This window comes from Kribbella sandramycini, from assembly GCF_013131805.1.
In the GTDB taxonomy this organism is placed as follows: Bacteria; Actinomycetota; Actinomycetes; order Propionibacteriales; family Kribbellaceae; genus Kribbella; species Kribbella sandramycini.
This window is the reverse complement of the sequence record NZ_JABJRC010000002.1, coordinates 202,537-224,887: the sequence shown is the minus strand read 5'-3', so window position 1 is coordinate 224,887 and position 22,351 is coordinate 202,537. Positions and strand designations below refer to the sequence as shown.

The 22,351-nt window shown below is 70.4% G+C and carries 19 protein-coding genes; 14 read left to right on the top strand and 5 right to left on the bottom strand.

What is annotated here, in order from left to right:
* Window positions 1-135 precede the first annotated feature (135 nt).
* From HPO96_RS08745 to HPO96_RS08725, 5 genes are all read left to right on the top strand, one after another.
* Window positions 136-1,551: a short-chain fatty acyl-CoA regulator family protein gene (locus HPO96_RS08745; protein ID WP_171672778.1), complete on the top strand. Its 1,416-nt coding sequence runs from the start codon at window positions 136-138 to the stop codon at window positions 1,549-1,551.
* A 111-nt stretch (window positions 1,552-1,662) separates the two neighbouring features.
* Window positions 1,663-3,153, top strand: a complete 1,491-nt coding sequence (locus HPO96_RS39550) for an MmgE/PrpD family protein (RefSeq protein ID WP_171672776.1) — start codon at window positions 1,663-1,665, stop codon at window positions 3,151-3,153.
* Window positions 3,153-4,028, top strand: a complete 876-nt coding sequence (gene prpB / locus HPO96_RS08735; RefSeq protein WP_171672775.1) for a methylisocitrate lyase — start codon at window positions 3,153-3,155, stop codon at window positions 4,026-4,028. Before HPO96_RS39550 ends, prpB begins: the two co-directional genes overlap by 1 nt.
* A complete protein-coding gene (locus HPO96_RS08730; protein WP_171672773.1) occupies window positions 4,025-5,155 on the top strand; it encodes a bifunctional 2-methylcitrate synthase/citrate synthase in 1,131 nt (376 codons plus the stop codon). Before prpB ends, HPO96_RS08730 begins: the two co-directional genes overlap by 4 nt.
* The gene (locus HPO96_RS08725) at window positions 5,145-5,576 is read left to right on the top strand and encodes an enoyl-CoA hydratase-related protein (protein WP_171672771.1); all 432 of its coding nucleotides are present in this window, start codon (window positions 5,145-5,147) and stop codon (window positions 5,574-5,576) included. The genes HPO96_RS08730 and HPO96_RS08725 overlap by 11 nt, the downstream gene beginning before the upstream one ends.
* Here HPO96_RS08725 and HPO96_RS08720 read toward each other — a convergent pair.
* Entirely contained in the window at window positions 5,540-6,274 is a 735-nt protein-coding gene (locus HPO96_RS08720; protein WP_171672770.1) for an alpha/beta fold hydrolase, read from the bottom strand. The two genes, HPO96_RS08725 and HPO96_RS08720, sit on opposite strands and share 37 nt — an antisense overlap.
* 111 nt (window positions 6,275-6,385) lie before the next feature.
* On the opposite strand from HPO96_RS08720, the gene HPO96_RS08715 reads away from it, so the two are divergent.
* A complete protein-coding gene (locus HPO96_RS08715; RefSeq protein WP_171672768.1) occupies window positions 6,386-6,994 on the top strand; it encodes a hypothetical protein in 609 nt (202 codons plus the stop codon).
* On the opposite strand, the gene rocD is transcribed toward HPO96_RS08715, so the two are convergent.
* Complete coding sequence (gene rocD / locus HPO96_RS08710) at window positions 6,995-8,197, bottom strand: ornithine--oxo-acid transaminase (protein WP_171672767.1); 1,203 nt, start codon at window positions 8,195-8,197, stop codon at window positions 6,995-6,997. It lies immediately after the preceding gene.
* 159 nt (window positions 8,198-8,356) lie between these two features.
* On the opposite strand from rocD, the gene HPO96_RS08705 reads away from it, so the two are divergent.
* From HPO96_RS08705 to HPO96_RS08695, 3 genes are read left to right on the top strand one after another with little or no spacing between them, the layout of a single operon-like run.
* The gene (locus HPO96_RS08705; RefSeq protein ID WP_171672765.1) at window positions 8,357-9,076 is read left to right on the top strand and encodes a lysophospholipid acyltransferase family protein; all 720 of its coding nucleotides are present in this window, start codon (window positions 8,357-8,359) and stop codon (window positions 9,074-9,076) included.
* A complete protein-coding gene (locus HPO96_RS08700) occupies window positions 9,066-10,010 on the top strand; it encodes a TIGR03621 family F420-dependent LLM class oxidoreductase (RefSeq protein ID WP_171672763.1) in 945 nt (314 codons plus the stop codon). Before HPO96_RS08705 ends, HPO96_RS08700 begins: the two co-directional genes overlap by 11 nt.
* 25 nt (window positions 10,011-10,035) lie before the next feature.
* Window positions 10,036-11,697: an FAD-binding oxidoreductase gene (locus tag HPO96_RS08695; RefSeq protein ID WP_171672762.1), complete on the top strand. Its 1,662-nt coding sequence runs from the start codon at window positions 10,036-10,038 to the stop codon at window positions 11,695-11,697.
* On the opposite strand, the gene HPO96_RS08690 is transcribed toward HPO96_RS08695, so the two are convergent.
* Entirely contained in the window at window positions 11,690-12,529 is an 840-nt protein-coding gene (locus HPO96_RS08690; RefSeq protein ID WP_171672760.1) for an SDR family NAD(P)-dependent oxidoreductase, read from the bottom strand. The genes HPO96_RS08695 and HPO96_RS08690 overlap by 8 nt on opposite strands.
* A gap of 53 nt (window positions 12,530-12,582) precedes the next feature.
* On the opposite strand from HPO96_RS08690, the gene HPO96_RS08685 reads away from it, so the two are divergent.
* From HPO96_RS08685 to HPO96_RS08670, 4 genes are read left to right on the top strand one after another with little or no spacing between them, the layout of a single operon-like run.
* Entirely contained in the window at window positions 12,583-13,170 is a 588-nt protein-coding gene (locus HPO96_RS08685) for a TetR/AcrR family transcriptional regulator C-terminal ligand-binding domain-containing protein (RefSeq protein WP_171672758.1), read from the top strand.
* Window positions 13,171-13,230: 60 nt separating this feature from the next.
* A complete protein-coding gene (locus HPO96_RS08680; RefSeq protein WP_171672757.1) occupies window positions 13,231-14,406 on the top strand; it encodes a patatin-like phospholipase family protein in 1,176 nt (391 codons plus the stop codon).
* Window positions 14,393-16,204 carry a gluzincin family metallopeptidase gene (locus HPO96_RS08675; protein WP_171672755.1) on the top strand — a complete coding sequence of 604 codons (1,812 nt, stop codon included), beginning with the start codon at window positions 14,393-14,395 and terminating at the stop codon, window positions 16,202-16,204. The genes HPO96_RS08680 and HPO96_RS08675 overlap by 14 nt, the downstream gene beginning before the upstream one ends.
* Window positions 16,201-17,496, top strand: a complete 1,296-nt coding sequence (locus HPO96_RS08670; protein WP_171672754.1) for an MBL fold metallo-hydrolase — start codon at window positions 16,201-16,203, stop codon at window positions 17,494-17,496. Before HPO96_RS08675 ends, HPO96_RS08670 begins: the two co-directional genes overlap by 4 nt.
* Window positions 17,497-17,504: 8 nt before the next feature.
* Here HPO96_RS08670 and HPO96_RS08665 read toward each other — a convergent pair whose 3' ends face one another.
* Window positions 17,505-18,773, bottom strand: a complete 1,269-nt coding sequence (locus tag HPO96_RS08665) for an FAD-dependent oxidoreductase (RefSeq protein WP_171672752.1) — start codon at window positions 18,771-18,773, stop codon at window positions 17,505-17,507.
* Between the two features lie 161 nt (window positions 18,774-18,934).
* Here HPO96_RS08665 and HPO96_RS08660 point away from each other — a divergent pair, with 161 nt between their 5' ends.
* Window positions 18,935-19,957 (top strand): LacI family DNA-binding transcriptional regulator, encoded by a 1,023-nt coding sequence (locus HPO96_RS08660; protein ID WP_171672751.1) that lies wholly within the window; start codon window positions 18,935-18,937, stop codon window positions 19,955-19,957.
* Window position 19,958: 1 nt separating this feature from the next.
* Here HPO96_RS08660 and HPO96_RS08655 read toward each other — a convergent pair whose 3' ends face one another.
* A complete protein-coding gene (locus HPO96_RS08655) occupies window positions 19,959-22,286 on the bottom strand; it encodes a GH92 family glycosyl hydrolase (protein WP_171672749.1) in 2,328 nt (775 codons plus the stop codon).
* Window positions 22,287-22,351: the final 65 nt, after the last annotated feature.

Below are 22,351 nucleotides of genomic sequence, written 5' to 3'. Positions count from 1 at the left end.
CGGGTGCCTCCGAGGCTCACATCGCGGCCACCCGGCTGTCAGGGGGCGGAATCTGCGAAGTTCCGGAAACCACATCGGGCGTATTTGCGAAGATTGCGAATGTCAGGATTAGCAGGGACGCGCTACCGTGACCGGGTGGACAAGGTGTTCGCCGGCGGCCGGCTGAAACGGTTGCGGCAGGATCGCGGGATGAGCCAGGTCGACCTGGCCCGGGTGCTCGCGATCTCGCCCAGCTACCTGAACCAGATCGAGCACGACGCGCGGCCGCTCACGGTCACGGTGCTCGTGCGGCTGACCGAGGTCTTCGGGATCGACGCTACGTTCTTCGCCCCGCAGGACTCCGCCCGCCAGCTCGCCGAGCTCCGCGAAGCGCTGCCGACGCGCACCGGCGGCGGCGCCGTACCGGTCGCCGACCTGCAGGAGCTCGCCAGCTCGATGCCGGAGGTCGCCGACGCGGTGATCGACCTGTTCCGCCGGCACCGCCAGGTCGCCGAGCATCTCGAAACGCTCACCGACAGCCGGACGGCGTCCCCGACGTCGAGCCCGCACGAGCTGGTGCGGGACTTCTTCTACCGGCGCCAGAACTACTTCGACACCCTGGACCGGGCCGCCGAGGCGACCGCGAAACAGCTCGGCACCCGGCGCGGTGAGGTGCGGCGGCGGCTCCGCGACCACCTGAACGAGGAGCACGGGATCCGCGTCGTCCAGCGCAGTATGGATGATCCGGCCGACACCAACGAGCTGCACCGGTACCAGTCCGCCGAGCGGACGCTGTACTTCTCGTCACACCTGCAGGCCGGCCAGCAGGCGTTCCGGATGGCGACCCAGCTCGCGTTCCTCGAAGCACAGCCGCTGATCGACGACGTCCTCGCGACCGAGCCGTGGCCCGACGAGCAGACCCGGCAGCTGGCGAGTATCGGCCTGGCCAACCACTACGCGGGCGCGTTCATCCTGCCCTACACGCCGTTCTTCGCGGCCGCCGAGCGGTTCCGGTACGACGTCGAGCTGCTCGCCGATCACTTCGGGGTCAGCTACGAGACGATCGCGCACCGGCTCAGCACGCTGCAGCGGCCGAGCCTGCGCGGGGTGCCGTTCATCTTCGTCCGGGTCGACCGGGCCGGGAACATCTCCAAACGCCAGTCCGCGACCAGCTTCCACTTCTCCCGCAGCGGCGGCACCTGCCCGTTGTGGAACGTGTACGAGTCGTTCGCCGCGCCGGGCCGGGTGATCACCCAGATCGCCGAGATGCCCGACGGGCAGCGCTACCTGTGGGTCGCGCGGGCGATGACGCGCAGCCGCGGCGGTTTCGGCCAGCCGGCGAAGACCTTCGCGATCGGGCTCGGCTGCGAAATCCGCCAGGCCGGCCGGCTGGTGTACGCCGACGGCCTGAACCTCGACGACCGGACGCAGGTGATGCCGATCGGGCCGGGCTGCCGGACCTGCGATCGGCCGCGCTGCCCGCAGCGCGCGGCGCCGCCGATCGGGCGCACGCTGAACATCGACGAGGATCGCAGCACCTTCGTGCCGTACCCGCTCAGCATCCGGAGCTGATCCTGCGCGGTTGCGAATCTTGGCTGGCAACTCTTCGCAACTTGGCTCTCTTTCACACGGTGTGACTGCGATGCGAGTCTCACTGCACACACCGGCGAAAGGGAACCACCTGTGATCGAGCACGACGTCCGCGTCCACCCCAGCAGCGACCGTCTCCCCCGCCAGGAGCAACTCGCCTGGAAGATCGCGGAGCTCGCCGCCGATCCGGTCCCGGTCCGCGCCGACGTCACCGACATGGTGATCAATCGCATCATCGACAATGCGGCCGTGGCCGTTGCCTCGGTCAACCGCCGGCCGGTGGTCACGGCCCGCGGCCAGGCGCTCGCCCGGCCGGACTCCCGCGGCGCGGCCGTGATCGGCGCCGCGACCGATGTCCGGGTCGCGCCCGAATGGGCGGCCTGGGCGAACGGCGTCGCCGTCCGCGAGCTGGACTACCACGACACCTTCCTGGCCGCCGACTACTCGCACCCCGGCGACAACATCCCGCCGCTGCTCGCGGTCGCGCAGCATCTCGGTGCTGATGGCAACCAGCTGACGCGCGCGATCGCGACGGCGTACGAGGTGCAGGTCGATCTGGTCACCGGGATCTGCCTGCACGAGCACAAGATCGACCACATCGCGCACCTCGGCCCATCGGTCGCGGCCGGGCTGGGAACGTTGCTGGAGGCGACGCCTGAGGTGATCTACCAGGCCGTCGGGCAGGCGCTGCACACGACGACGACCACGCGGCAGTCGCGCAAGGGCGAGATCTCCAGCTGGAAGGCGTACGCGCCGGCCTTCGCCGGGAAGGTCGCGATCGAGGCGATGGATCGCGCGCTCCGCGGCGAGGGCGCGCCGGCGCCGATCTACGAGGGCGAGGACGGGTTCATCGCGTGGCTGCTGAGCGGGCCGGCGGCGGCGTACACCGTGCCGTTGCCGGGGCCGGGTGAGGCGAAGGCGGCGATCCTGCGGACGTACACCAAGGAGCACTCGGCGGAGTACCAGAGCCAGGCGCTGATCGACCTGGCCCGCCGGATGCGCGAACAGATCGGTGACCTGAGCCGGATCGAGTCGGTGCTGATCCGGACCAGCCATCACACGCACTACGTGATCGGGACCGGTGCGAACGACCCGCAGAAACTCGACCCGACGGCCAGCCGCGAGACCCTCGACCACTCGATCATGTACATCTTCGCCGTCGCGCTGCAGGACGGGCGCTGGCACCACGTCGACTCCTACGCGCCGCGGCGCGCCGCCCGGCCGGACACGGTCGATCTGTGGCACCGGATCACCACCGTCGAGGACCCGGCCTGGACCGAGCGCTACCACGCGGCCGAGCCGGAGTTCGGCGGCCGGGTGGAGATCACGCTGACCGACGGGACCGTGGTCGCCGACGAGCTCGGGGTCGCCGACGCGCATCCGCGCGGCGCCCGGCCGTTTGCCCGCGGCAACTACCTGGACAAGTTCGGGACGCTGGCCGCGGGCGTGGTCTCGGCGGCTGAGCAGACCCGGTTCACCGAGCTGGTGCAGCGGCTGCCCGAGCTGACCGCGGCCGAAGTCCGGCAGCTGACCGTGACCGTCGACGAGGTGAAGCTCGCCGACGCGCCAGAAGGGCTGTTCTGATGAGCGCCCGGGCTGCTTTCCGCGCAGGGCTGGCGTCCGGCCGGCTCTTACGTTTCCCCGGTGCTTTCACCCCACTCACCGCGCGTCTGATCGAGGAGCGCGGGTTCGACGGGGTCTACATCTCCGGCGCGGTGCTGGCCGCCGAGCGCGGGCTGCCCGACATCGGCCTGACCACGCTGACCGAGGTGACCGATCGCGGCCGCGACATCACCGCGACCACCACGCTGCCGACGTTCATCGACGCCGATACCGGCTTCGGCGAGCCGATGAACGTGGCCCGCACCATCCAGTCCCTCGAACTGGCCGGGCTGGCCGGATGTCACCTCGAGGACCAGGTCAATCCGAAACGCTGTGGTCACCTCGACGGCAAGTCGGTCGTCGAGCCGGCCGAGATGGTCCGTCGGCTCCGCGCCGCCGTCGGCGCCCGGACCGACCCGAACTTCGTCATCTGCGCCCGTACCGACGCCCGTTCGGTCGAGGGGCTGGACGCCGCGATCGAACGGGCCAAGGCGTACGTCGATGCCGGGGCGGACGCGATCTTCCCGGAGGCGCTGGCCGATCTCGGTGAGTTCGAGGCCGTGCGGAAGGCGATCGACGTACCGATCGTGGCCAACATGACCGAGTTCGGGAAGAGCGAGCTGTTCACCGCGCAGCAGCTCGCGGACGCCGGGGCGAGCGTCGTCATCTACCCGGTGACGCTGCTCCGGATCGCGATGGGCGCGATCGAGCGCGGGCTCGACGCGATCGCCGCCGACGGCACCCAGGCGGCGCTGGTGCCGCAGATGCAAACGCGCGCCCGGCTGTACGAGCTGCTCAGGTACGCGGACTACAACGCCTTCGACCACGACATCTTCACTTACCAGGAGAACTCATGACCGAGATCCACCGCGGCCTGGCCGGCGTCGTCGTCGACACCACGACCATCTCGATGGTCAACGAGCAGACCAACTCGCTCACGTACCGGGGCTACCCGGTCCAGGAGTTGTGCGCGAACTGCACGTTCGAGGAGGTCGCCTGGCTGCTCTGGCACGGCGAGCTGCCGACCGCGCGGGAGCTGGCCGAGTTCCAGTCGGTCGAGCGCAACCGGCGGACGCTCGGCCGGACGGTCAGCGGCGCGCTGTCGCGACTGCCCGCCGACTGTCACCCGATGGACGTGCTGCGGACCGCGATCAGCTACCTCGGCGCCGACGACCCGACCGAGGGCCTCGACGACCGCGATCACAACCTGGCCAAGTCGATCGACATGTTCGCCAAGCTGCCGACGATCGTCGCGGCCGAGCAGCGCCGCCGCCGCGGGCTCGACCCGATCCTGCCGGACCCGGCGCTCGGCTACGCGGAGAACTTCCTGCAGATGTGCATCGGCGCGGTGCCGCCGGCCGAGCAGGTCCGGGCCTTCGAGGTCTCGATGATCCTGTACGCCGAGCACAGCTTCAACGCGTCCACGTTCACCGCCCGGGTCGTCACCTCGACGCTGTCCGACATCTACAGTGCGGTCACCGCGGCGATCGGCGCGCTCAAGGGCCCGCTGCACGGCGGCGCGAACGAGGCCGTCATGCACGTCCTGGCCGAGATCGAGAGCGCCGGCGAGGTCGAGGCCTGGCTGAAGCAGGCGCTCGCCGACAAGCGCAAGATCATGGGTTTCGGCCACCGGGTCTACAAGAACGGCGACTCCCGCGTCCCCACGATGACCGCCGAGCTGCGCAAGCTGACCGCGGACGGCACGGCCGACGAGCTGATGGCCAAGTACGACGCACTCGCGGCCGCGATGCTCCGGGACAAGAACATCCACCCGAACCTGGACTACCCGACCGGTCCGGCGTACCACCTGATGGGTTTCGACATCCCGATCTTCACGCCGCTGTTCATGATGAGCCGGATCACCGGCTGGACCGCGCACATCATGGAGCAGCTGGAGTCGAACTCGCTGATCCGCCCGCTCAGCAGCTACGTCGGGGTCGACCAGCGGCCGGTCCCGGCCGGGGCGGCCCGCCTTGTCGGCTGACCGCATCGAGCTGACGGTGGCCGGGCACGTCGCCACCGTCACGCTCGATCACGTTGCCAAGCGCAACGCACTGACGATGGCGATGTGGGTGTCGCTGAACGACGTCCTGCGCGGGCTCGGCGACGACCCGCAGGTCCGCGTCGTCGTCCTGCGCGGCGCGGGCGCCCACTTCAGCGCCGGGGACCTCGTCGACGCCACCTGGGCCGAACGCACCGGCCTGATCACCGAACTGACCACCGAAGACGTCGACAAACGAGCCCAGCAACTAGCCCACCTCCTCACCACCCGCTCCCAAACCACCATCCGAGCCGCCAAACAACTAACCGCCGGCCACCCGGCAGACCTGGCCTGGCCCGACTCCGACTACCGCGAAGGCGTCCGCGCCTACCGCGAACGCCGTCCTCCTTCCTTTCCTGGGTAGGACTTCAGGAGGTCGCCGCAGAAGGCGCGGACGGCCCGGTTGACCGTCTCGGGCCGCTCCCAGGGCAGGAAGTGCCCGGCGCCCTTGACCCAGAACGGGCCGACCGCGCCGGGAAACGCGAGCGCGCAGCGTGCTTCGACGTGGTCGCCAATGGTCACCTGATCGGCGCCGATCAGGACCAGGGCCTGCTGCCGGACCGGCCGATCGAGCATTTCCGGAGCCGACAGCGGGCGCGTGCCCATGACGATCTCGTAGTCGGCGAAGGAGGCCCGCAGGCGGGCCGCGTCCGCGAACGGCTCCGTCAGGAAGGCCAAGTCCTCCTCGTCGAAGGCGTCGGGCGGACACCACATCCGATGCCCGTAGAACTCACCGACGTACCGCCGCCGCTGCTCAGGCGTACCGAGCTCGGCGATCAGCGCGTCGAACAGGCCGACCAGGTCGGTGCTGAACGCGTTCAGGTCGTAGAAGTCGTCCGGCGTGAAGTCGGAGTCGCCGTACCCGCGCAGGTCGGGCGCTACGGCATCGAAGCCCGCCTGCGCCAGCGGGATCAGGTTGTGCGACCAGATGCGGCTCGTACAGGGGAAGCCGTGGATGAGCAGCAGCGGTACGCCGCCCTCGCCGCGCCGTCGCACCGCCACGCGATGCCCCGGACGAACGTCGATCAGCACGGGCGCGACGACCTCGGCAGGAAGGGCCATACGCCAGGTTTACCGGACATTCCGGACGAAATCCGTCCGCAGGCCGCCGTCACCCTCGCGTGGGTTAGGTTCGGCCGGGTGAGGATGCATTTATGTGGTGGGTGGTATGCGGTGCCGGCGGTTGCGGCCGAGGAACTGTTCGCGGGGTTCGGGTTCTCGGAGGCGGAGTGGATGGATGCCGAGGTTGGCGGGCCGGCTTGGAACGAGATTGTGCACGGCTCGTCGCGGGAGGACCATCGGTACTGTTCGCGGGCGTTCGTGGTGCCGGAGGTGCAGGGGTGGGCGCTGGTTTTCGGGCGGACGGGGCATGACGTCGTGGTGGCCGAGCGGACGGCGGAGCTGAGTGGGCGGTTCGGGACGGCGTACTGGTACGGCGTCAACTGTTCGGATGGCTGGGCCGCTTGGTGTATTGCCGAAGCAGGCGAGGTGATCAGGCACTACGACTACGACAACCCGTTGGTGATGGTCGGGGCGCCGCATCCGGCGGAGGCCGGGCTGCGGCTTCCGCATGAGCCGTCGGGTCTTCCGGACGAGGCGATGGACACCCTGGACATCACCGATGCGGAAGCGCTTGCGACCGGCTATCAGCGGCTCCTGGCCGAGTACGGCGTCCCCGAGGTCTGCGATACGCAGACTGTCGCTGGGCGGACCTCGGTCGACCCGGAGGAGATTGAGATCACCGGGCCGACCGCGATTGTGCGGACTAGTTGCCGCCAGTAGTCAGCGCGCGAGCGACTTCAGTGCGCGGGTGAGGCGGTCGGTGAGGTGGTCGAGGTCGTCGGGGGTGACGATCAGCGGCGGGGACAGGCGGATGGTGGAGCCGTGGGTGTCCTTGGCCAGGACGCCGTTGTCGGCGAGCTTCTCGCAGAGCGCGCGGCCGGTGCCCAGGGCCGGGTCGAGGTCGAGGCCGACCCAGAGGCCGTGGATGCGGAGGCCGTCGACGCCGTGGTTGCGGAGTGGTTCGAGGCGGTCGCGGAGCTCTGGTTCGAACGCGAGCGCGGCGGCCTGCAGGTCACCGGGCTCGAGGAGCTTGACGACGGCGCGGCCGACGGCGGCGGCGAGCGGGTTGCCGCCGAAGGTGCTGCCGTGGGTGCCGGGGGTGATGACGTCCATGATCGCGCGGTCGGTGACGACGGCCGACAGCGGCATGATGCCGCCGCCGAGCGCCTTGCCGAGGATGTAGGCATCGGGGACGACGCCCGCCCGGCCGCTCGCGAAGGTGGCGCCGGCCCGGCCCAGGCCGGACTGGATCTCGTCGGCGATCATCAGCACGTTGCGCTCGGTACAGGTCGCCCGGACCGCGGCCAGGTAACCCTCCGGCGGCACGACCACCCCGGCCTCGCCCTGCACCGGCTCGATCAGCACGGCGACCGTGGTGTCGTCGATCGCGGCCGCCAGCGCCGCCGCGTCGCCGTACGGGACCGAGCGGAAGCCGGGCGTGTAGGGACCGTAGTTGTCGTGCGCCTCGGCGTCGCCGGAGAAGCTGATGATGCTGATCGTCCGGCCGTGGAAGTTGCCGTCGGCCACGATGATGGTGGCTTCGCCGTCCGCGACGCCCTTGACCAGGTAGCCCCAGCGGCGGGCCAGCTTGAGCGCGGTCTCGACCGCCTCGGCGCCGGAGTTCATCGGGAGGACGGCGTCCTTCCCGGCCAGCGCCGCCAGCTCCGCGACGAACGGCCCGAGCTGGTCGTGGTGGAACGCGCGCGACGTCAGCGTCACCCGGCCGAGCTGCTCGGTCGCGGCCGCGATCAGCGCCGGATGCCGATGCCCGAAGTTCAGCGCCGAGTAACCGGCCAGACAGTCCAGGTACCGGCGGCCGTCGGTGCCGGTGACCCAAGCGCCCTCGGCGGTTGCGATCGTCACCGGCAATGGGTGATAGTTGTGCGCGCCGTACTGGTCCTCGAGTGCGATCGGGTCGGTCATGAACCGCACACTATGCGATCGAATCGCAGCTAGGCCAGACCGCCGCGCACACTGGTCTTGCGACAGCGAAACACCTTGTGTCGCAGGCGATCCGGCCCGCGGAGTGCATCCGGACACAATCCTTCCATCTGCGACCTGGTCGCAGGTAAGGTCGTCGCGATGAGTGCTGAACGTGCCACTGGGGAAGCCGCGCCCGCAGCCGATCGGACCGGCCGTCCCGCGGTGCCGCGCTGGCAGCGCTCGAAGGTGGCGGCCGCGGCCCGGTTCGTGCTCCAGCGCGGTGCCCTGCGGCCGCTGGTCCGGTCGCTCGTCCGCCTGGAGACCGTCGGCGACGTCCCCGCCCGCGGCCCGTACGTCGTCGTCGCGAACCACTCCAGCCATCTGGACACCGCGCTCCTGGTCACCCACCTGCCGCGCCGGCTGGTTCGCCGCCTGGCCGTGGGCGCGGCGGCCGACTACTTCTTCGCCAGCCGCCGGCGTTCGCTGGTCACCGGCCTGGTGTTCAGCACCTTCCCGGTCGACCGCGGCAAGGAACGCCCGAAGCGCGGCCTCTCCGGCCGCCTGCTGGACGCCGGGTTCAGCCTGCTCGTCTTCCCCGAAGGCACCCGGTCGCGCGACGGCCTGATGGGCGACTTCCGGCCCGGCGCGGCGGCGCTGTGCGTCGCGAAGGGGGTGCCGTGTCTGCCGGTCGGGATCACCGGCGCGTACGATGCGATGCCGCGTGGGCGGAGCTGGCCGCGGCCGGGCCGCCCGCCGGTGCGTGTGGTGTTCGGAGCACCTCTGACGCCACGTCCCGGCGAGCCGGTCGCCGTCTTCGCCGACCGGATGCACGCCGCGGTGGCCGCTCTTCACCAGCAAGGAGTTCGCAATGCCGGCTGACCAGCCGTTCCGCTTCACCGTCCAGTGCTCGTCGCCGAAGGAGATCACGCCGGAGTCGTGGGCCGCGCTGGCCCGCAAGGTCGAGGACCTCGGCTACTACAGCCTGACGGTGTCCGACCACCTCGACGAGCAGATCGCGCCGATCGCCGCGCTGATGGCCGCGGCCAACGCGACCAGCACGCTGCGCATCGGCTCGATGCTGTTCTGCAACGACTACCGGCACCCGGTCGTGCTCGCAAAGGAGGCCGCGACCCTCGACGTGCTGTCCGGCGGCCGTTTCGACCTCGGGCTCGGCGCCGGCTGGCTGGCCACGGACTACGAACGCGCGGGCATCCCCCTCGACCCGCCCGGCGTCCGGATCGACCGGCTCGAGGAGGCGCTCGCCGTCCTCAAGGGCCTGTTCGCCGCCGAGCCGTGCCACTACGACGGCAAGCACTACCAGGTCAACGGCCTGGACGGGACGCCGAAGCCCACCCAGCGGCCGTATCCGCCGATCGTGATCGGCGGCGGCGGGAAGCGGGTGCTCTCGCTCGCGGCCCGCGAGGCCGACGTCGTCGCGGTCAACATGAACATGCACAAGGGCGTGATCGACGCCTCGGTCGGGCCGAACGCGACCGTCGCGGCCACCGACCAGAAGATCGCCTGGATCCGCGAAGCCGCCGGGGAGCGCTTTCCCGCGCTCGTCCTGCAGTCCCGGATCCACCTCGCGCTGGTCGGCTTCGACCGGACCGAGACCGCCAACAACCTGGCCGCCGGTTTCGGGCTCACCCCCGAGGAGGCGGTCGGCACGCCGCACGCCCTGTTCGGCTCGGTCGAGGAGATCGTCGAGGACCTGCTGATCCGCCGCGAGCGGTTCGGCTTCTCGTCGATCGGGATCGCCGTCGACGCCCTGGACTCGATGGCCCCCGTCGTCGCGAAGCTCGCCGGGTCCTGACCCGCCCCAACCGAGAGGACTGAGCATGACCGTGCAGCACATGAAGTGGTGGGGCTGGGGCGTCGAGGGCGTCGCGTTCTCCCATGACGACAAGCCGTCGCTGGCGCCGTTCGTCCAGAAGGTCGTCGACGTCGACCTGAACGCCGACCCGCGGCCGCCGATGGACTTCGCCGAGCTCGACGTCCCCGAGTCGCGCCTGGACGAGAAACTGCAGCGCGCGCTCACCGATGTGCTCGGCGCCGAGTATGTCGTCGCCACGCCGCTCGACCGGGTCGTGCATGCCTTCGGCAAGAGCCTGCGCGACCTGCTCCGGGTCCGCGCGAGCGACCTGCGCCGCATCCCGGACGTCGTCGTCTACCCGGCCGACGAGGAGCAGATCGCCGCCGTCCTGGACGCGGTCGTCGCGGCGGACGCCGTCCTGATCCCGTTCGGCGGCGGCAGCAACATCTCCGGCAGCCTGGAGGCGCCGGCCGGCGAGGAGCGTCAGGTCGTCTCCCTCGACCTCGGCCGGCTGAACAAGGTGCTGTCGATCGACGAGGAGTCCGGGCTGGCCCGGATCCAGGCCGGCGCCCTCGGCCCGGACCTGGAGCAGCAGCTCGGCGAGAAGGGCTGGACGCTCGGCCATTTCCCCGACAGCTTCACGCACAGCTCGCTCGGCGGCTGGATCGCGACCCGCTCGTCCGGCATGCAGTCCGACAAGTACGGCGATATCGCGGACATCACCCGCGCACTGCGCGTCGTCCAGCCCGGCGGCACGCTCGCGACCCGCGCCGTCCCGGTCACCTCGACCGGGCCGAGTGTGCGGGAGATGATCCTGGGCAGCGAGGGCCGGCTCGGCATCATCACCGAGGCGACCGTGCAGGTGCACCGCAAACCCGCCGAGCGGGTCGTCCTCGGCTACTTCTTCCCGGACTTCCGGCGCGGCGTCGCCGCGATGCGCGCGATCGCGGCCAGTGACGCCGCGCCCTCGATCACCCGGATCTCGGACGCCCGCGAGACCTCGTTCTCGTTCGCGACCCGCAAGACCAGCAAGGGCGTCGCGAAGCTGATGAGCTCGGCGCTGATCGCCGTCCTGCGCAAGCGGGGCTGGGATCTGGAGCAGATGTGCCTGTCGTTCATCGGCTACGAGGGCAGCCCCGAGCACGTCACCCGGCAGCGCAAGCTGGTGAAGAAGATCGTGTCCGACCACGGCGGTATCTGCGTCGGCGCGGGCCCCGGTGAACTCTACGACCAGAAGAAGTTCGACACCCCGTACATCCGGGACTTCCTGCTCGACCGCGGCGCGCTCGCGGACGTCTCGGAGACCTCGACGTCATGGTCGAAACTGCTCCCGCTCTACGACAAGGTCGTCGAGCGCGCCAACGAGGCGTTCGCCCAGCTGGGCGTGAAGGGGTGGATCATGTGCCACCTGTCGCACTCGTACCACAGCGGCGCCTGCCTCTACTTCACCTTCGCCTTCAAGCAGGCCGAGGGCGACCCGATCGCCCAGTACGACGTCGTCAAATCCGCCGTCCAGCAGGCCTTCATCGATGCCGACGGCACCTTGTCGCACCACCACGCTGTCGGCACCGAGCACGCCCGCTGGCTGGCCGACGACATCTCCGCGCCCGGCGTCCAGCTCATCCAGGGCCTGGTTGCGACCGTCGACCCCGGCCGCAACCTGAACCCCGGGAAGATCGTCAGCTAGCCGGCGGCCAGGTGAACTCCGGATCGCGCTGGTAGTCGTCGCGACGCCACTCCAGCGCCATCCGGACCATGTCGTGCGCTCCGGCGCCGACCACTTTCCGCAGCGGGGCGTCGGCGTCGTCGACCAAGGCCAGCAGGGCCTGGGCGGCGACTGCCGGCGACTCGTCGGTCGATGCTCCGGGCTCGACGAGCAGCTCCGGGTAGGACGGCGCGCCCAGGATCGCCTCACGAGTGCCGTCGTACGCCGGGCCGGCCGTGGCGAACCGCATACTCCCGCCGGCCCAGTCGGTCGCGAAGCCGCCGAGCTGCAGCAGGTGGACGCCGAGGCCGAGCGGTGCGACCTCCGCGGCCAAGGCCGAGCTGAGCCCTTCGAGCGCCCACTTGCTCGCGTTGTAGGCGCCGAACAGCGGCAGATGACCGACCGCTCCGACCGTCGAGACCTGAACGATCCGGCCGGACCCGCGTGCACGCAGATGCGGCAGCACCGCCTGCGTCACCCAGACCGCGCCGAAGAAGTTCACGTCGAACTGCGCGCGCAGCTCCGCCTCGGACAGCTCCTCCACCGCGCCGACCAGACCGTAACCGGCGTTGTTCACCACGACATCCGGCGTCCCGACCGTCTCGACGACCTCCGCCACGACAGCGCTGACCTCGGTCGCCGAGCTGACGTCGAGCCGGCGGACGGCCAGGCGATCGCCGTACTCCTTCGCGAGATCGTCGAGGACACCGTCCTGCCGGATCGTCGCGACCACCCGGTCGCCACGCTCGAGCGCCGCCGCGGCGAACGCCCGGCCCAGCCCACGCCCCGCGCCGGTAATCATCCACAGTGTCATCGGTTCCGCCTCCCACTTGAAATCCCAACGAGACGGACCGTATCGTCTCGTCTGTGAAAAGTCCAGACGACCGCCGCCGCAGCGACCGCGCCCGGACGGCGATCCTGACCGCCGCCGCCGAGTCGGTCGCCGAGCTCGGCTACGCCAAGACCTCGATCGAGGGGATCGCCGCCCGGGCCGGCGTCGGCAAGCAGACCATCTACCGCTGGTGGTCCTCGAAGGGCGCCGTCGTGCTGGACGCGCTGGTCGTCGAGCAGAGCGCGCCCGACGCCGACTGGCCCGATACAGGCGACCTGGCGGCCGACCTCCGGCTGGTCCTGCGCGCGATCGCGGCCGAGTTCGCCGACGAGGCCAACTCGGCCACCCTGCGCGCGCTGATGATCGACATGCAGCACGACGACGCCCTCAGCCGCGAGGTGATGACACGCATCCTCGGCCCGCAACTCGCCGCTACCAAGCGCCGGCTCACCGCCGCCCAGGCCGCCGGACAAGTTGCCCAGGGCATCGACCTGGACATCGCCGCCGAGCTGCTCTTCGGCCCGCTCTACCACCGCTGGATCCTGCGCACACAGCCCTTCGACGACGCGTACGCCGACGTCCTCACCGACCTCGCGCTGCGCGCCATCGCGCCGAAGGGTTGATCGCCGTTCGGGGTTGTGCCACGCTGCGAAAGGGGAATGTGTTCCGAGGGGGGTCTCGGCATGGACAACTTTTCCGGGCCGGTCCGGCAAGGGCCGGACACGAAAGCCGAAGTACCGGCCGGCGGCGTGGGGTTATGCCTGTCCGGCGGCGGATTCCGCGCGATGCTGTTTCACGTCGGCGTTCTGCAGCGGCTGAATCTCGCGGGTCGATTACCTTTGCTGGACAGGGTCTCCAGCGTCTCAGGCGGCTCGATCACCGCGGCACTGCTGGGCCTGCACTGGAACCAGCTGAAGTTCACCGACAACGTCGCCACGAATTTCGACGATCTGATCACCGAGCCCATTCGAGCATTCGCTCATTTGAAAGTCGACCTGCCCGCCGTCGCGGCCGGCGCATTACTTCCGTTCGTCACGATCTCCGACCGCGTCGTCAGTAAGTTCAAACGCCACCTGTACGGCGACGCCACCTTGCAGGACCTCCCGGAGACACCGCGCTTCATCCTGAACGCGACCAATCTGGAGTCCGGCGTCCTGCTCCGCTTCAGCCGCCCGTACGTCGCCGACTACAAGGTCGGCCGGGTCGACCGCGCCGACGTCCCGCTGGCCGATGCGGTCGCGGCGTCCTCGGCCTTCCCGCCGTTCCTGTCGCCGTACGAGCTCGATCTGTCCGGCGAGCAATGGCGGACCGAACCCGGTAACGAGCACACCAGCGCCGGCTACCGCAACGAGATCCTGCTCAGCGACGGCGGGGTCTACGACAACCTCGGCATCGAGACCGTCTGGAAGCGCTGCCGCACGGTCCTGATCAGCGACGCGAGCGGCCATACCGACGCCGATCCGGACCCGGCGCGGGACTGGGCCCGCGGGATCATCCGGGTGCTGTTCCTGCTCGACTCCCAGGTCCGCGCGTTACGGCGCAGCGCCGTCGTCGACGCGTTCACCAACCCGCACGACCCGCACGACGGCTTCTTCATCAGCACGGTCAGCGATCTCCGCAGCTGGCCGGTGCCCGCCAACCGCCCGTACGTCGACGTCGATCCGGCCGTCACCGAGCGGCTGGCCGCGATCAGCACCCGGCTCACCACCATCCCCGACGAGCAGCAGGAGCTGTTGATCAACTGGGGTTTCGCGGCCGCGGACGCCGGTCTGCTCGCCTACCTGGACGCAGATCTCCCGGCTGTCGACCTGCCGTATCCGGATCGTCCGTTGAAGGACGGCCAGGATGTCCGCAGCTGATCAGAACCTGCTGCACCACGACACCGTGGCGATGACAGTCTTCGCCCAGGATCCGATCGTCCTGACCGCGGGCAAGCTCCCCTTGTTCGCCCAGCTCGCCGTCCCGGCGGAACGCCTGCAGCGCGGGCCGCGCGGTCACCGCTTCCACGTGGTGGACGTCGGGGTCGGCACCAACGCCGCCGCGGCGCCCGTCGTCCTGAACGACGGCGACCCGTGGACCTACCGCGACCGCTGGGACGCCGACCACCGCCCGGCCGATCCCGCGCTGCTCGTCGAGGACGCCGACTTCCGCGCGCAGAACCTGTTCGCCGTCGCCGCGCACACCCTCGCGCTCTTCGAGCGGCATCTCGGCCGCCCGATCCCCTGGCAATCACGCTACCCGCAGCTCTACCTCGTCCCGCGGGCCCGGATCGAAGCAAACGCCTTCTACTCCCGCGAGCACAACGCCGTCCTGTTCGGCTGGCTGCCGGCCACCGGCGACCAGCCGAGCCTCTACACCGCACTGTCGTACGACGTCATCGCGCACGAAGTCAGTCACGCGATCCTGGACGGCCTGCGGCCGCGCTACACCGAGCCCGGGCTGCCGGATCAGCTCGCGTTCCACGAGGCGCTGGCCGATATCGTCGCGCTGCTCTCGGTCTTCAGCCTCAAGGACGTCGCGAAACGCCTGCTGGACAACGGTAACGGCAAGATCGTCTTCCCCGGCGACGAAGCCGCGATGCGGAACCCGGACCAGGAGGTCGGCCGCCGGCTGATGGCCGAATGGCGTGCGGCCGAGCTGAAGGCGACGCCGCTGACCTTGCTCGCCGAGCAGATCGGCGGCCGCCGGACACCGGCCGTGCCAGGCCGCTATCCCGCCCTGCGCAGGTCGGTCGACCTGCCCGCCTCCAGCGCCTGGACGACGGACCCGGCGTTCCTCGAACCGCACCGCCGGGCCGAGGTCCTGGTCGCCGCGTTCCTGCAGACGCTGGTCGCGATCTGGGCTGCCCGGCTCGACCCGCTGCGCGTCGACCAGGACGGCGTGGACGTGAACCGGGTGGCCGAGGAGGGCGTGAAGTCCGCCCAGCACCTGCTCGGAATGTTGCTCCGGGCCCTCGACTATCTGCCACCCGCGGAGCTGGAGTTCGCCGACGTCATCGACGCCGTGCTGACCGCCGACCGCCGGCTCGCCTCCGATGACGACCGGGGCTACCGCGACAAGCTGCGGGCCGCCTTCGCTGCCTTCGGTATCACCCCGCCCGAACATCAGATGGTCGACGAGGACGGCGACGCCGCTCCCCCGCCCGCGGCCCGGCGGACGCCGACGCCCTACCGGGCCGATCCGGACGCCAAGACCCGCGGTGGCATCCGGTACGAGCATCTCAACCTGGCCGCGCTCCGGACCTCTCCCGAGGAGGTCTACCAGTTCATCTGGAACAACGCCGGCGCCCTCGGCATCGACGTCCGGCTGACCACCCGCGTCGAACGCGTGCTCGGCAGCACCCGGGTCGGCCCTGACGGGCTGGTGCTGAACGAGACCATCGCCGACTACGTGCAGATCCTGCGCGCGCTACCCGCCGAGCTGCCGCCCGGGATCGACGCGCCGGACGGCCTGCCCGCCGACGAGCCGGTCGAGCTGCTGGGCGGCGGTGTCCTGGTCTTCGATCAGTTCGGGCGGTTCCGGCTGCATCAGCGCAAACCCGTGCTCGACGTCGATCGGCAGAACCGCCGGTTGCAGTACCTGGCCAAGCGCGGGTTCCGCGACGGCGGCGACAAGCGGCGGTTCGCGCTCCTGCACGACGGCGAGGACGAGCAGTGAGTACGCCGAGCCGCGTGCGACTCCGCGCGTACAAGGTCGGTTTCGGCGACTGCCTGCTGTTGACCATGACGTACCGGTCGAAACTGCCGGACGGACGCACCGAGCGCCACGTGCTGATCGACTGTGGCAGCGTCGCGCGGGCCGACGACGGGCCGCGGATGGCGGAGGTCGCCGAGCTGATCGCGGAGCACAGCGGCGGTCAGCTGGACGCGGTGGTGGCAACGCATCGGCATCGCGATCACGTCGGCGGCTTCGGGGACGCACGGGCGGGCGAGACCCTCGATCGGCTGAAGCCGCGGCTCGTGATCCGGCCGTGGACCGACGTACCGGAGTCCGAGCGCGATCAGCTCGACGACGACCAGCGGCACTTCCTCGGCATCCTGGATCAGCTGCCCGCCCAGGCCGAACGCCTGGGTCTGTTCGCCTTCGACAGCGTCGCGCAGGCCAAGCGCGCGGCCCGGCTGGCCGAGCTCGGCTTCAAGAACGCGGCCGCGATCGCGCGGCTCGAAGGCTGGGCCTCGGACAGCAAGGCGCACTACGTGACGGCCGGTGAGACGATCGACGTCGAGGCCGAGCTGCCGGGTGTGAAGATTCAGGTCCTCGGCCCGCCGACACTGAAGGACGTGCCGGCGCTGACCCGCTACGCCAAAGAGTCGGAGGAGTACTGGCTCGGGCTGGCCGGTGACAGCGCCCTGGCCGAGCTGCTGCAGCCCAGCGGTACGGCGACGCCGGCTCGCGCCCGCCGGACACTCGCCCAGCCCGGCGGCGTCGGCGCGGCCGAATGGCTGCTCCGCAATCTCGACGAGCGCCGCGTCTCCCAGGGTCTGGAGATCGTCGAGGCCCTGGACGACGTCCTCAACAACACCAGCGTCATCCTGCTGGTCACGATCGGCAGCCGCCGCATCCTGCTACCCGGCGACGCCCAGGCCGAGAACTGGTCCCGCACCCTCGACCAGCTGAAGACCAACCGCCGGCTCGCGACCGCGCTCGGCAAGGTCGACCTGTACAAGGTCGGCCACCACGGCAGCCGCAACGCGACCCCCAAACGACTCACCGCCCATTGGGCCCAGTCGGCCCACCCGGTCACCTCCCTGCTCACCACGAAACGCGGCGTCTTCGAAAAGAGCCGGGAAGGCGCGGTCCCCAAACCAGAACTCATCGACGGCCTCGCCGCCCTCGGCCCGGTCCACAACACCGACGACCTCCCACCCGACGTCTGGTGGCTCGACCTCGAAGCCCCGACCCGCGGCCCCGCAAACTTCGCCGCTACCCCCGGACCGCCCGTGCGATGAGCACCCCTTCAGCGGGCGATCTCCGGCCGGTGCAGCTCCACGCCGGCCTCGGCCAGCCGGGTCTGGTACTGGTGGATCAGCTCCGGATCGGTTGCGACCTGCTGCGAGCGCAGCCCGTGGTCGAGACAGAACGCGGCGAGCTCCCCTGCGGCCTCGCCGATGTTCCACTCCACCGGATGCGGCCGGTAGGCGTCGCTGGTGATGTGCGTGGTCCCGATGTTCTTTCCCGCCGGCAACAGATTCTGCGTGACCACCGGGATCAGCGCGCCGAGCGGGACGGCGAACCCGGCGTCCCCGCGGGCTTTGCCCGAGAGGTCCTGCTCGCGGATGGTCGTCAGGGCTTTGATCCGGCGCGACTCACGGATGTACGGCGCTTGCGCGAAGCCGTCGTCCGTGCCGACGAGATCGCCGCGCAGCCGCAGGCCGGGCCAGCCGTGGCCGCCGTCCGGCCGCGGGGCCTCGGTCTGCAACCAGTAGAAGTACGCGCGGGCCTGCGCCTTCGCAGCGGCGAAATGCGCCGGCCGGGACTCGAAGTCGATTGCCGACCCGCCGACGTAGCCGAGCTGCGGCCAGTTGGCCAGGACGACGTCGCCGACGGCGAAGCCGTCCTCGAACGGCAGCTCGAACGAGCGCCACAGGTCGTAGTCACGCGGCCGCTCGATGGTGTGGTCGCCGTCCACGTGGTCGAAGCCGAAACACCACGCGATCGGCTGCACATCGGCCGGATCGGCGACCTCGGGCGCACTCGGCTCACCATGCTCGCTGCGCGCCTCGGCGCCGACCGCGTACGCCGTCCCGGTCAGCGGCAGCAGGTCGCCGGCCTCGGTCGCGTCGACGAAGAAGCCGGCGGTGATCTCGGTCTCGGCCTCGGTCAGCGGATTGCGGACAGTGACCGCGCGGACCGCCGCGCCGCTCATCTCGGCGGCCACCGGCTCCGCGGGCTGCAGCACGGTCAGCCGGCCCGACGAGCGGTACGGCGCGAGCAACTCGGTGATGGCCGCTTCGGCGACGCGTGGCTCGTGGCACGGCTTGCCGACCCGGCCACGGCCCTGGCTGATCTTCTCGCGCAGATTGCGGTAGCGAGCGGTGCCACCGAGCTGTTCAGCCCAGCTGTGCTCGTCCGGCGCCGCCGCCTGCGAGGTCAGCTGCCCGCCGAGCCACGCGTACTCCTCGGTCAGCACCACCCGGCGACCACGCTGGAGCAACGCGAGCGCGGCGGCCACCCCGCCGAGACCGCCGCCCACGACGGCCACCTCGGCCCCGATCCGGTCGGTCATCTTGTATCCATCCGCGCCACGATCGTCTCCCCAGGTTCGTCGTCGGCAACCAGCAAAGCTTCACCGTACCCGGCCGCCGAGATCGCCGAGGCCGAGAACAGCGTTACCACGGAGCTGTCCCGGCGCTTCGGCCGAGTTGGTCCGCCTGCGACGATGTGGGTATGGCCGACACCTTCGACCGCGTCACGATGCGCGAGGTCGCCCTGGCAGCCGACGTCTCGGTGAGCACGGTTTCGCATGTGGTGAACGGGACGCGGGCGGTGGCCGCGGAGACGCGGGAGCGGGTGCAGCAGGCGATGCGTGCGCTCGGCTACGAGCATCAGCCGACTGCGCGGTCCCTGGCGGCCGGCGGGAACCGGACGATCGGGCTGGCGATCACGGTGGCGAACAATCCGTACTGGGTGGACCTCATCCAGGGCATCGACGGCGAGGCGACGCGCGCCGGGCTGAGTCTGGTCATCGTCGACACCCGCGACGACGCCCGGTACGAGTCGAGCTCGGTGGCCAACCTGCTGGCGCACCGGCTCGAGGGGCTGATCATCTCACCGGCGGCCGACTGGCGCGGGACGACGCTGCCGCTGCTGCGCGACCAGGGGCTGCCGTTCGTGATGGTGGACCGGATCGACCCGGCGCTGCACGTCGATCAGGTGGGCGTCGAGAACGAGGCCGCGACGATCGCCGTCATCGATCACCTGATCCGGCACGGGCATCGGCGGATCGGGATGCTGAGCGGCATCCCCGGGTTGTCCACGAGCGCCGAGCGGCTGCGCGGGTACCACCTGGCGCACGAGCGGGCCGGGTTGCGCGTCGACCCGGATCTGGTCCGGGTCGGCGACTCGTCGAGTCCGGGCGGACGGCGGGCGACCAGCGAGCTGCTGCAACTCGGGGAGCCGCCGACGGCGATGTTCACCGGGAACAGCGGGATGACGATCGGCGCGCTGGCCGCCCTCCATGCCGCGGGCGTCGGCGTACCGGACGACATGGCGCTCGTTGCCTTCGACGACTTTCCCTGGGCGGACCTGTTCAGCCCGGCGCTGACCACGATCGCTCAACCGTCGGCGGCGATCGGGGCCCGCGCCGTCCAGCTGCTGGTCCGCCGCATGCAGGACCCCGACGCGCCGGCGCAGACGATGCGCCTGCCCGTCGAGATCATGCACCGCGAATCCTGCGGCTGCGTCCGCTAGATCAGCGCGGGGCTCCCCAGGCGGCTGGGGTGTCGGTCATCCGCGCGACGATCCGGCCGCCGTGGATGACGAACGACTCCGGTAGCCAGGATTCGGCGCGCGGCCGGCCGTTGAGGGACAGGGCTTCGACGTACTGGTTGGCATCCGAGGTCGCCGGGGCCTCGACGGTCAGGCGGACGCCGTTGCTGCGGCGCAGCTCGACCTTCGGGAACAGCGGGCTGCCGACCAGCAGCTCGGCGCGGCCAGGGGTCTGCGGGAACAGGCCGATCGCGGCGAAGACGTACCAGGCCGAGAGCGTGCCGAGGTCGTCGTTGCCGGGCAGACCGGCCGGGCCGGTGCCGTAGACGGTGTCCACGATCTCGCGGGTGGTGGCTTGGGTCTTCGACGGGACGCCGAGACCGTTGTAGAGCCAGGGTGTGTGCAGACCGGGCTCGTTGGTCGGGTCGTAGCGCAGCGCGCTGCCGCCCTTGACGGCCCAGTTGCCGTTCTCGTCGTGGAAGAACGCGTCCAGGCGGCTGACGGCTTGGCCGTTCATCGCCTGCGCCAGGCCGGGGACGTCCTGCGGGACCATCCAGGTGTAGGTGGCGCTGGAGCCTTGGGCGAAACCGGTTTGGGTGGACGGCGTGAAGCCGGGCTCCCAGCTACCGTCGGCCCTGCGGGCCCGCTGGTAGCCGACGGCCGGGTCGAACGTGTTCTTCCACCAGCTGCCGCGGTCCTTCAGATCGCGGACGTCGGCGCCCAGGCGCTGACCCCACTGCGCCAGCGAGTAGTCGGCCAGCGCGTTCTCCAGGGTCTCGGCGGCGCCGCCCCAGCAGCGGCAGGCGTCCTGCGGCGCGTACTGCATGGCGAGGTAAGTGTTCAGCGCGGGTCGTTGCCCGGTGCATTGCCCTGGGCAACCACCGTCGTTCTCGGCGTCCGGGTTCTGCACGCGGGCCTGCCGGGCGAGTGACGCGAACGCGCCGCGGGTGTCGAAGTTCGTGACGCCCATCGCGGCGAAGGTCGCGAGCGTCGGCGCGGCCGGGTCGCCGGTCATCACGTGCGTCGGGCCGTTGTTGTGCAGCCAGCGGTCCCAGATGCCCTTGTTCTGCTGGGCGAACTGGTACATCGACTGGGCGAAGTCACCGGCGACGTCCGGTTTGAGCAGGGCGAGCAGCTGGATCTGCGCGCGGTACTGGTCCCAGCCGGAGAACGTGCCGTACTGCGCCTTCTGACCGCGCGCAAGCCGGTGAATCCTGAAATCGGAGCCGAGGTAGCGGCCGTCGACGTCGTTGAAGATGTTGGGCTGCAGCAGCACGTGGTAGAGCGCGGTGTAGAACGTCGTCCGCTGCGCCTCGGTCCCGCCGGTGATCGCGACCGAGCGCAGCTCGCGCCGCCACTCGGCGTACCCCTCGGCGGCGACCTGATCGACCGTCGCGCGTGGGTGCAACTCGGCCCGCAGATTCTGCTCGGCGCCGGCCAGACTGACATAGGAGATGCCGAGCCGCATCCGCACCTTGGCGCCCGGCACGAACGTCACGTACCCGCCCGAGCCCCGCCCTGCTCGATCGGCGCCGGTCGCATAGCCCTCTCCCCCGGTCGCATGGGTGCTCCCGGCCGCCAGCTCGCCGTTCTTCCAGGTGCCGTTGGCAACTACCGGCTGATCGAACGACGCCGTGAAGTACAGCCGGTAGTACGTCTTCCGATTGTTCACACCGCCGTTGGCACGCCGTCCGCAGAACGCGCCGGTCAGCACCGACCCGGTCACCTTCCGCCGCGCCGGATCGATCGTCACCTCGGCGTCCTCACTCCCGTTGAGCGAGTTCGACGTCCGGAACAACAAGTTGGCTGCCTGCCCGGCCGGGAAGGTGAACTCCCCCACCCCGGCCCGCGTGGTCACCGAAAGATCCGACTTCACCCCGGAATCCAGCGTCACCGTGTACCGCCCCGGCACCGCCTTCTCGTTCGCGTGACTGAAATTCGACGCGTACTTCGCATCCGTCGTATCAGCCGTCGGCGAAGAGTCCACCGCCCCAACGAACGGCATGATCGGCACGTCTCCCGCCGCCCCCGGATTGCACCCGGCCCCACTCAAGTGCGTCAGGCTGAACCCCCGCACCCGAGTCACGTCGTACTGATACCCGTTGGCCGCCCCCGTCCCGGTCTGATCCCCCCGAGTACTCGTCGGACTCCACGAAATCATCCCGAACGGCCGCACCGCCCCCGGCCACGTGGTCCCGTCCCGCAACGACCCGATCAACGGATCCACAGCCGCCGCCGGATCCCCCACCGCCGTCGCCGGCCCCACCGGCGCCACCAAAGCCAGCACCAGCCCAACAGCAACAAACCGCATCGCAGCGACCCCTTCACCAAGGCACCAAGTCGCAGCCAACCTAAACGCCCACCCCCAACCCCCGA

Excerpts from the sequence above, each read along its gene's own strand:
- HPO96_RS08675 (WP_171672755.1), top strand. The coding sequence starts at position 14,393 with ATGTCCGCAGCTGATCAGAACCTGCTGCACCACGACACCGTGGCGATG.
- HPO96_RS08700 (WP_171672763.1), top strand. The coding sequence starts at position 9,066 with ATGCCGGCTGACCAGCCGTTCCGCTTCACCGTCCAGTGCTCGTCGCCG.
- HPO96_RS08705 (WP_171672765.1), top strand. The coding sequence starts at position 8,357 with ATGAGTGCTGAACGTGCCACTGGGGAAGCCGCGCCCGCAGCCGATCGG.
- HPO96_RS08690 (WP_171672760.1), bottom strand. The coding sequence starts at position 12,529 with ATGACACTGTGGATGATTACCGGCGCGGGGCGTGGGCTGGGCCGGGCG.
- HPO96_RS08665 (WP_171672752.1), bottom strand. The coding sequence starts at position 18,773 with ATGACCGACCGGATCGGGGCCGAGGTGGCCGTCGTGGGCGGCGGTCTC.
- rocD (WP_171672767.1), bottom strand. The coding sequence starts at position 8,197 with ATGACCGACCCGATCGCACTCGAGGACCAGTACGGCGCGCACAACTAT.
- HPO96_RS08680 (WP_171672757.1), top strand. The coding sequence starts at position 13,231 with ATGGACAACTTTTCCGGGCCGGTCCGGCAAGGGCCGGACACGAAAGCC.
- HPO96_RS08730 (WP_171672773.1), top strand. The coding sequence starts at position 4,025 with ATGACCGAGATCCACCGCGGCCTGGCCGGCGTCGTCGTCGACACCACG.
- HPO96_RS08695 (WP_171672762.1), top strand. The coding sequence starts at position 10,036 with ATGACCGTGCAGCACATGAAGTGGTGGGGCTGGGGCGTCGAGGGCGTC.
- HPO96_RS08660 (WP_171672751.1), top strand. The coding sequence starts at position 18,935 with ATGGCCGACACCTTCGACCGCGTCACGATGCGCGAGGTCGCCCTGGCA.
- HPO96_RS08655 (WP_171672749.1), bottom strand. The coding sequence starts at position 22,286 with ATGCGGTTTGTTGCTGTTGGGCTGGTGCTGGCTTTGGTGGCGCCGGTG.
- prpB (WP_171672775.1), top strand. The coding sequence starts at position 3,153 with ATGAGCGCCCGGGCTGCTTTCCGCGCAGGGCTGGCGTCCGGCCGGCTC.
- HPO96_RS08720 (WP_171672770.1), bottom strand. The coding sequence starts at position 6,274 with ATGGCCCTTCCTGCCGAGGTCGTCGCGCCCGTGCTGATCGACGTTCGT.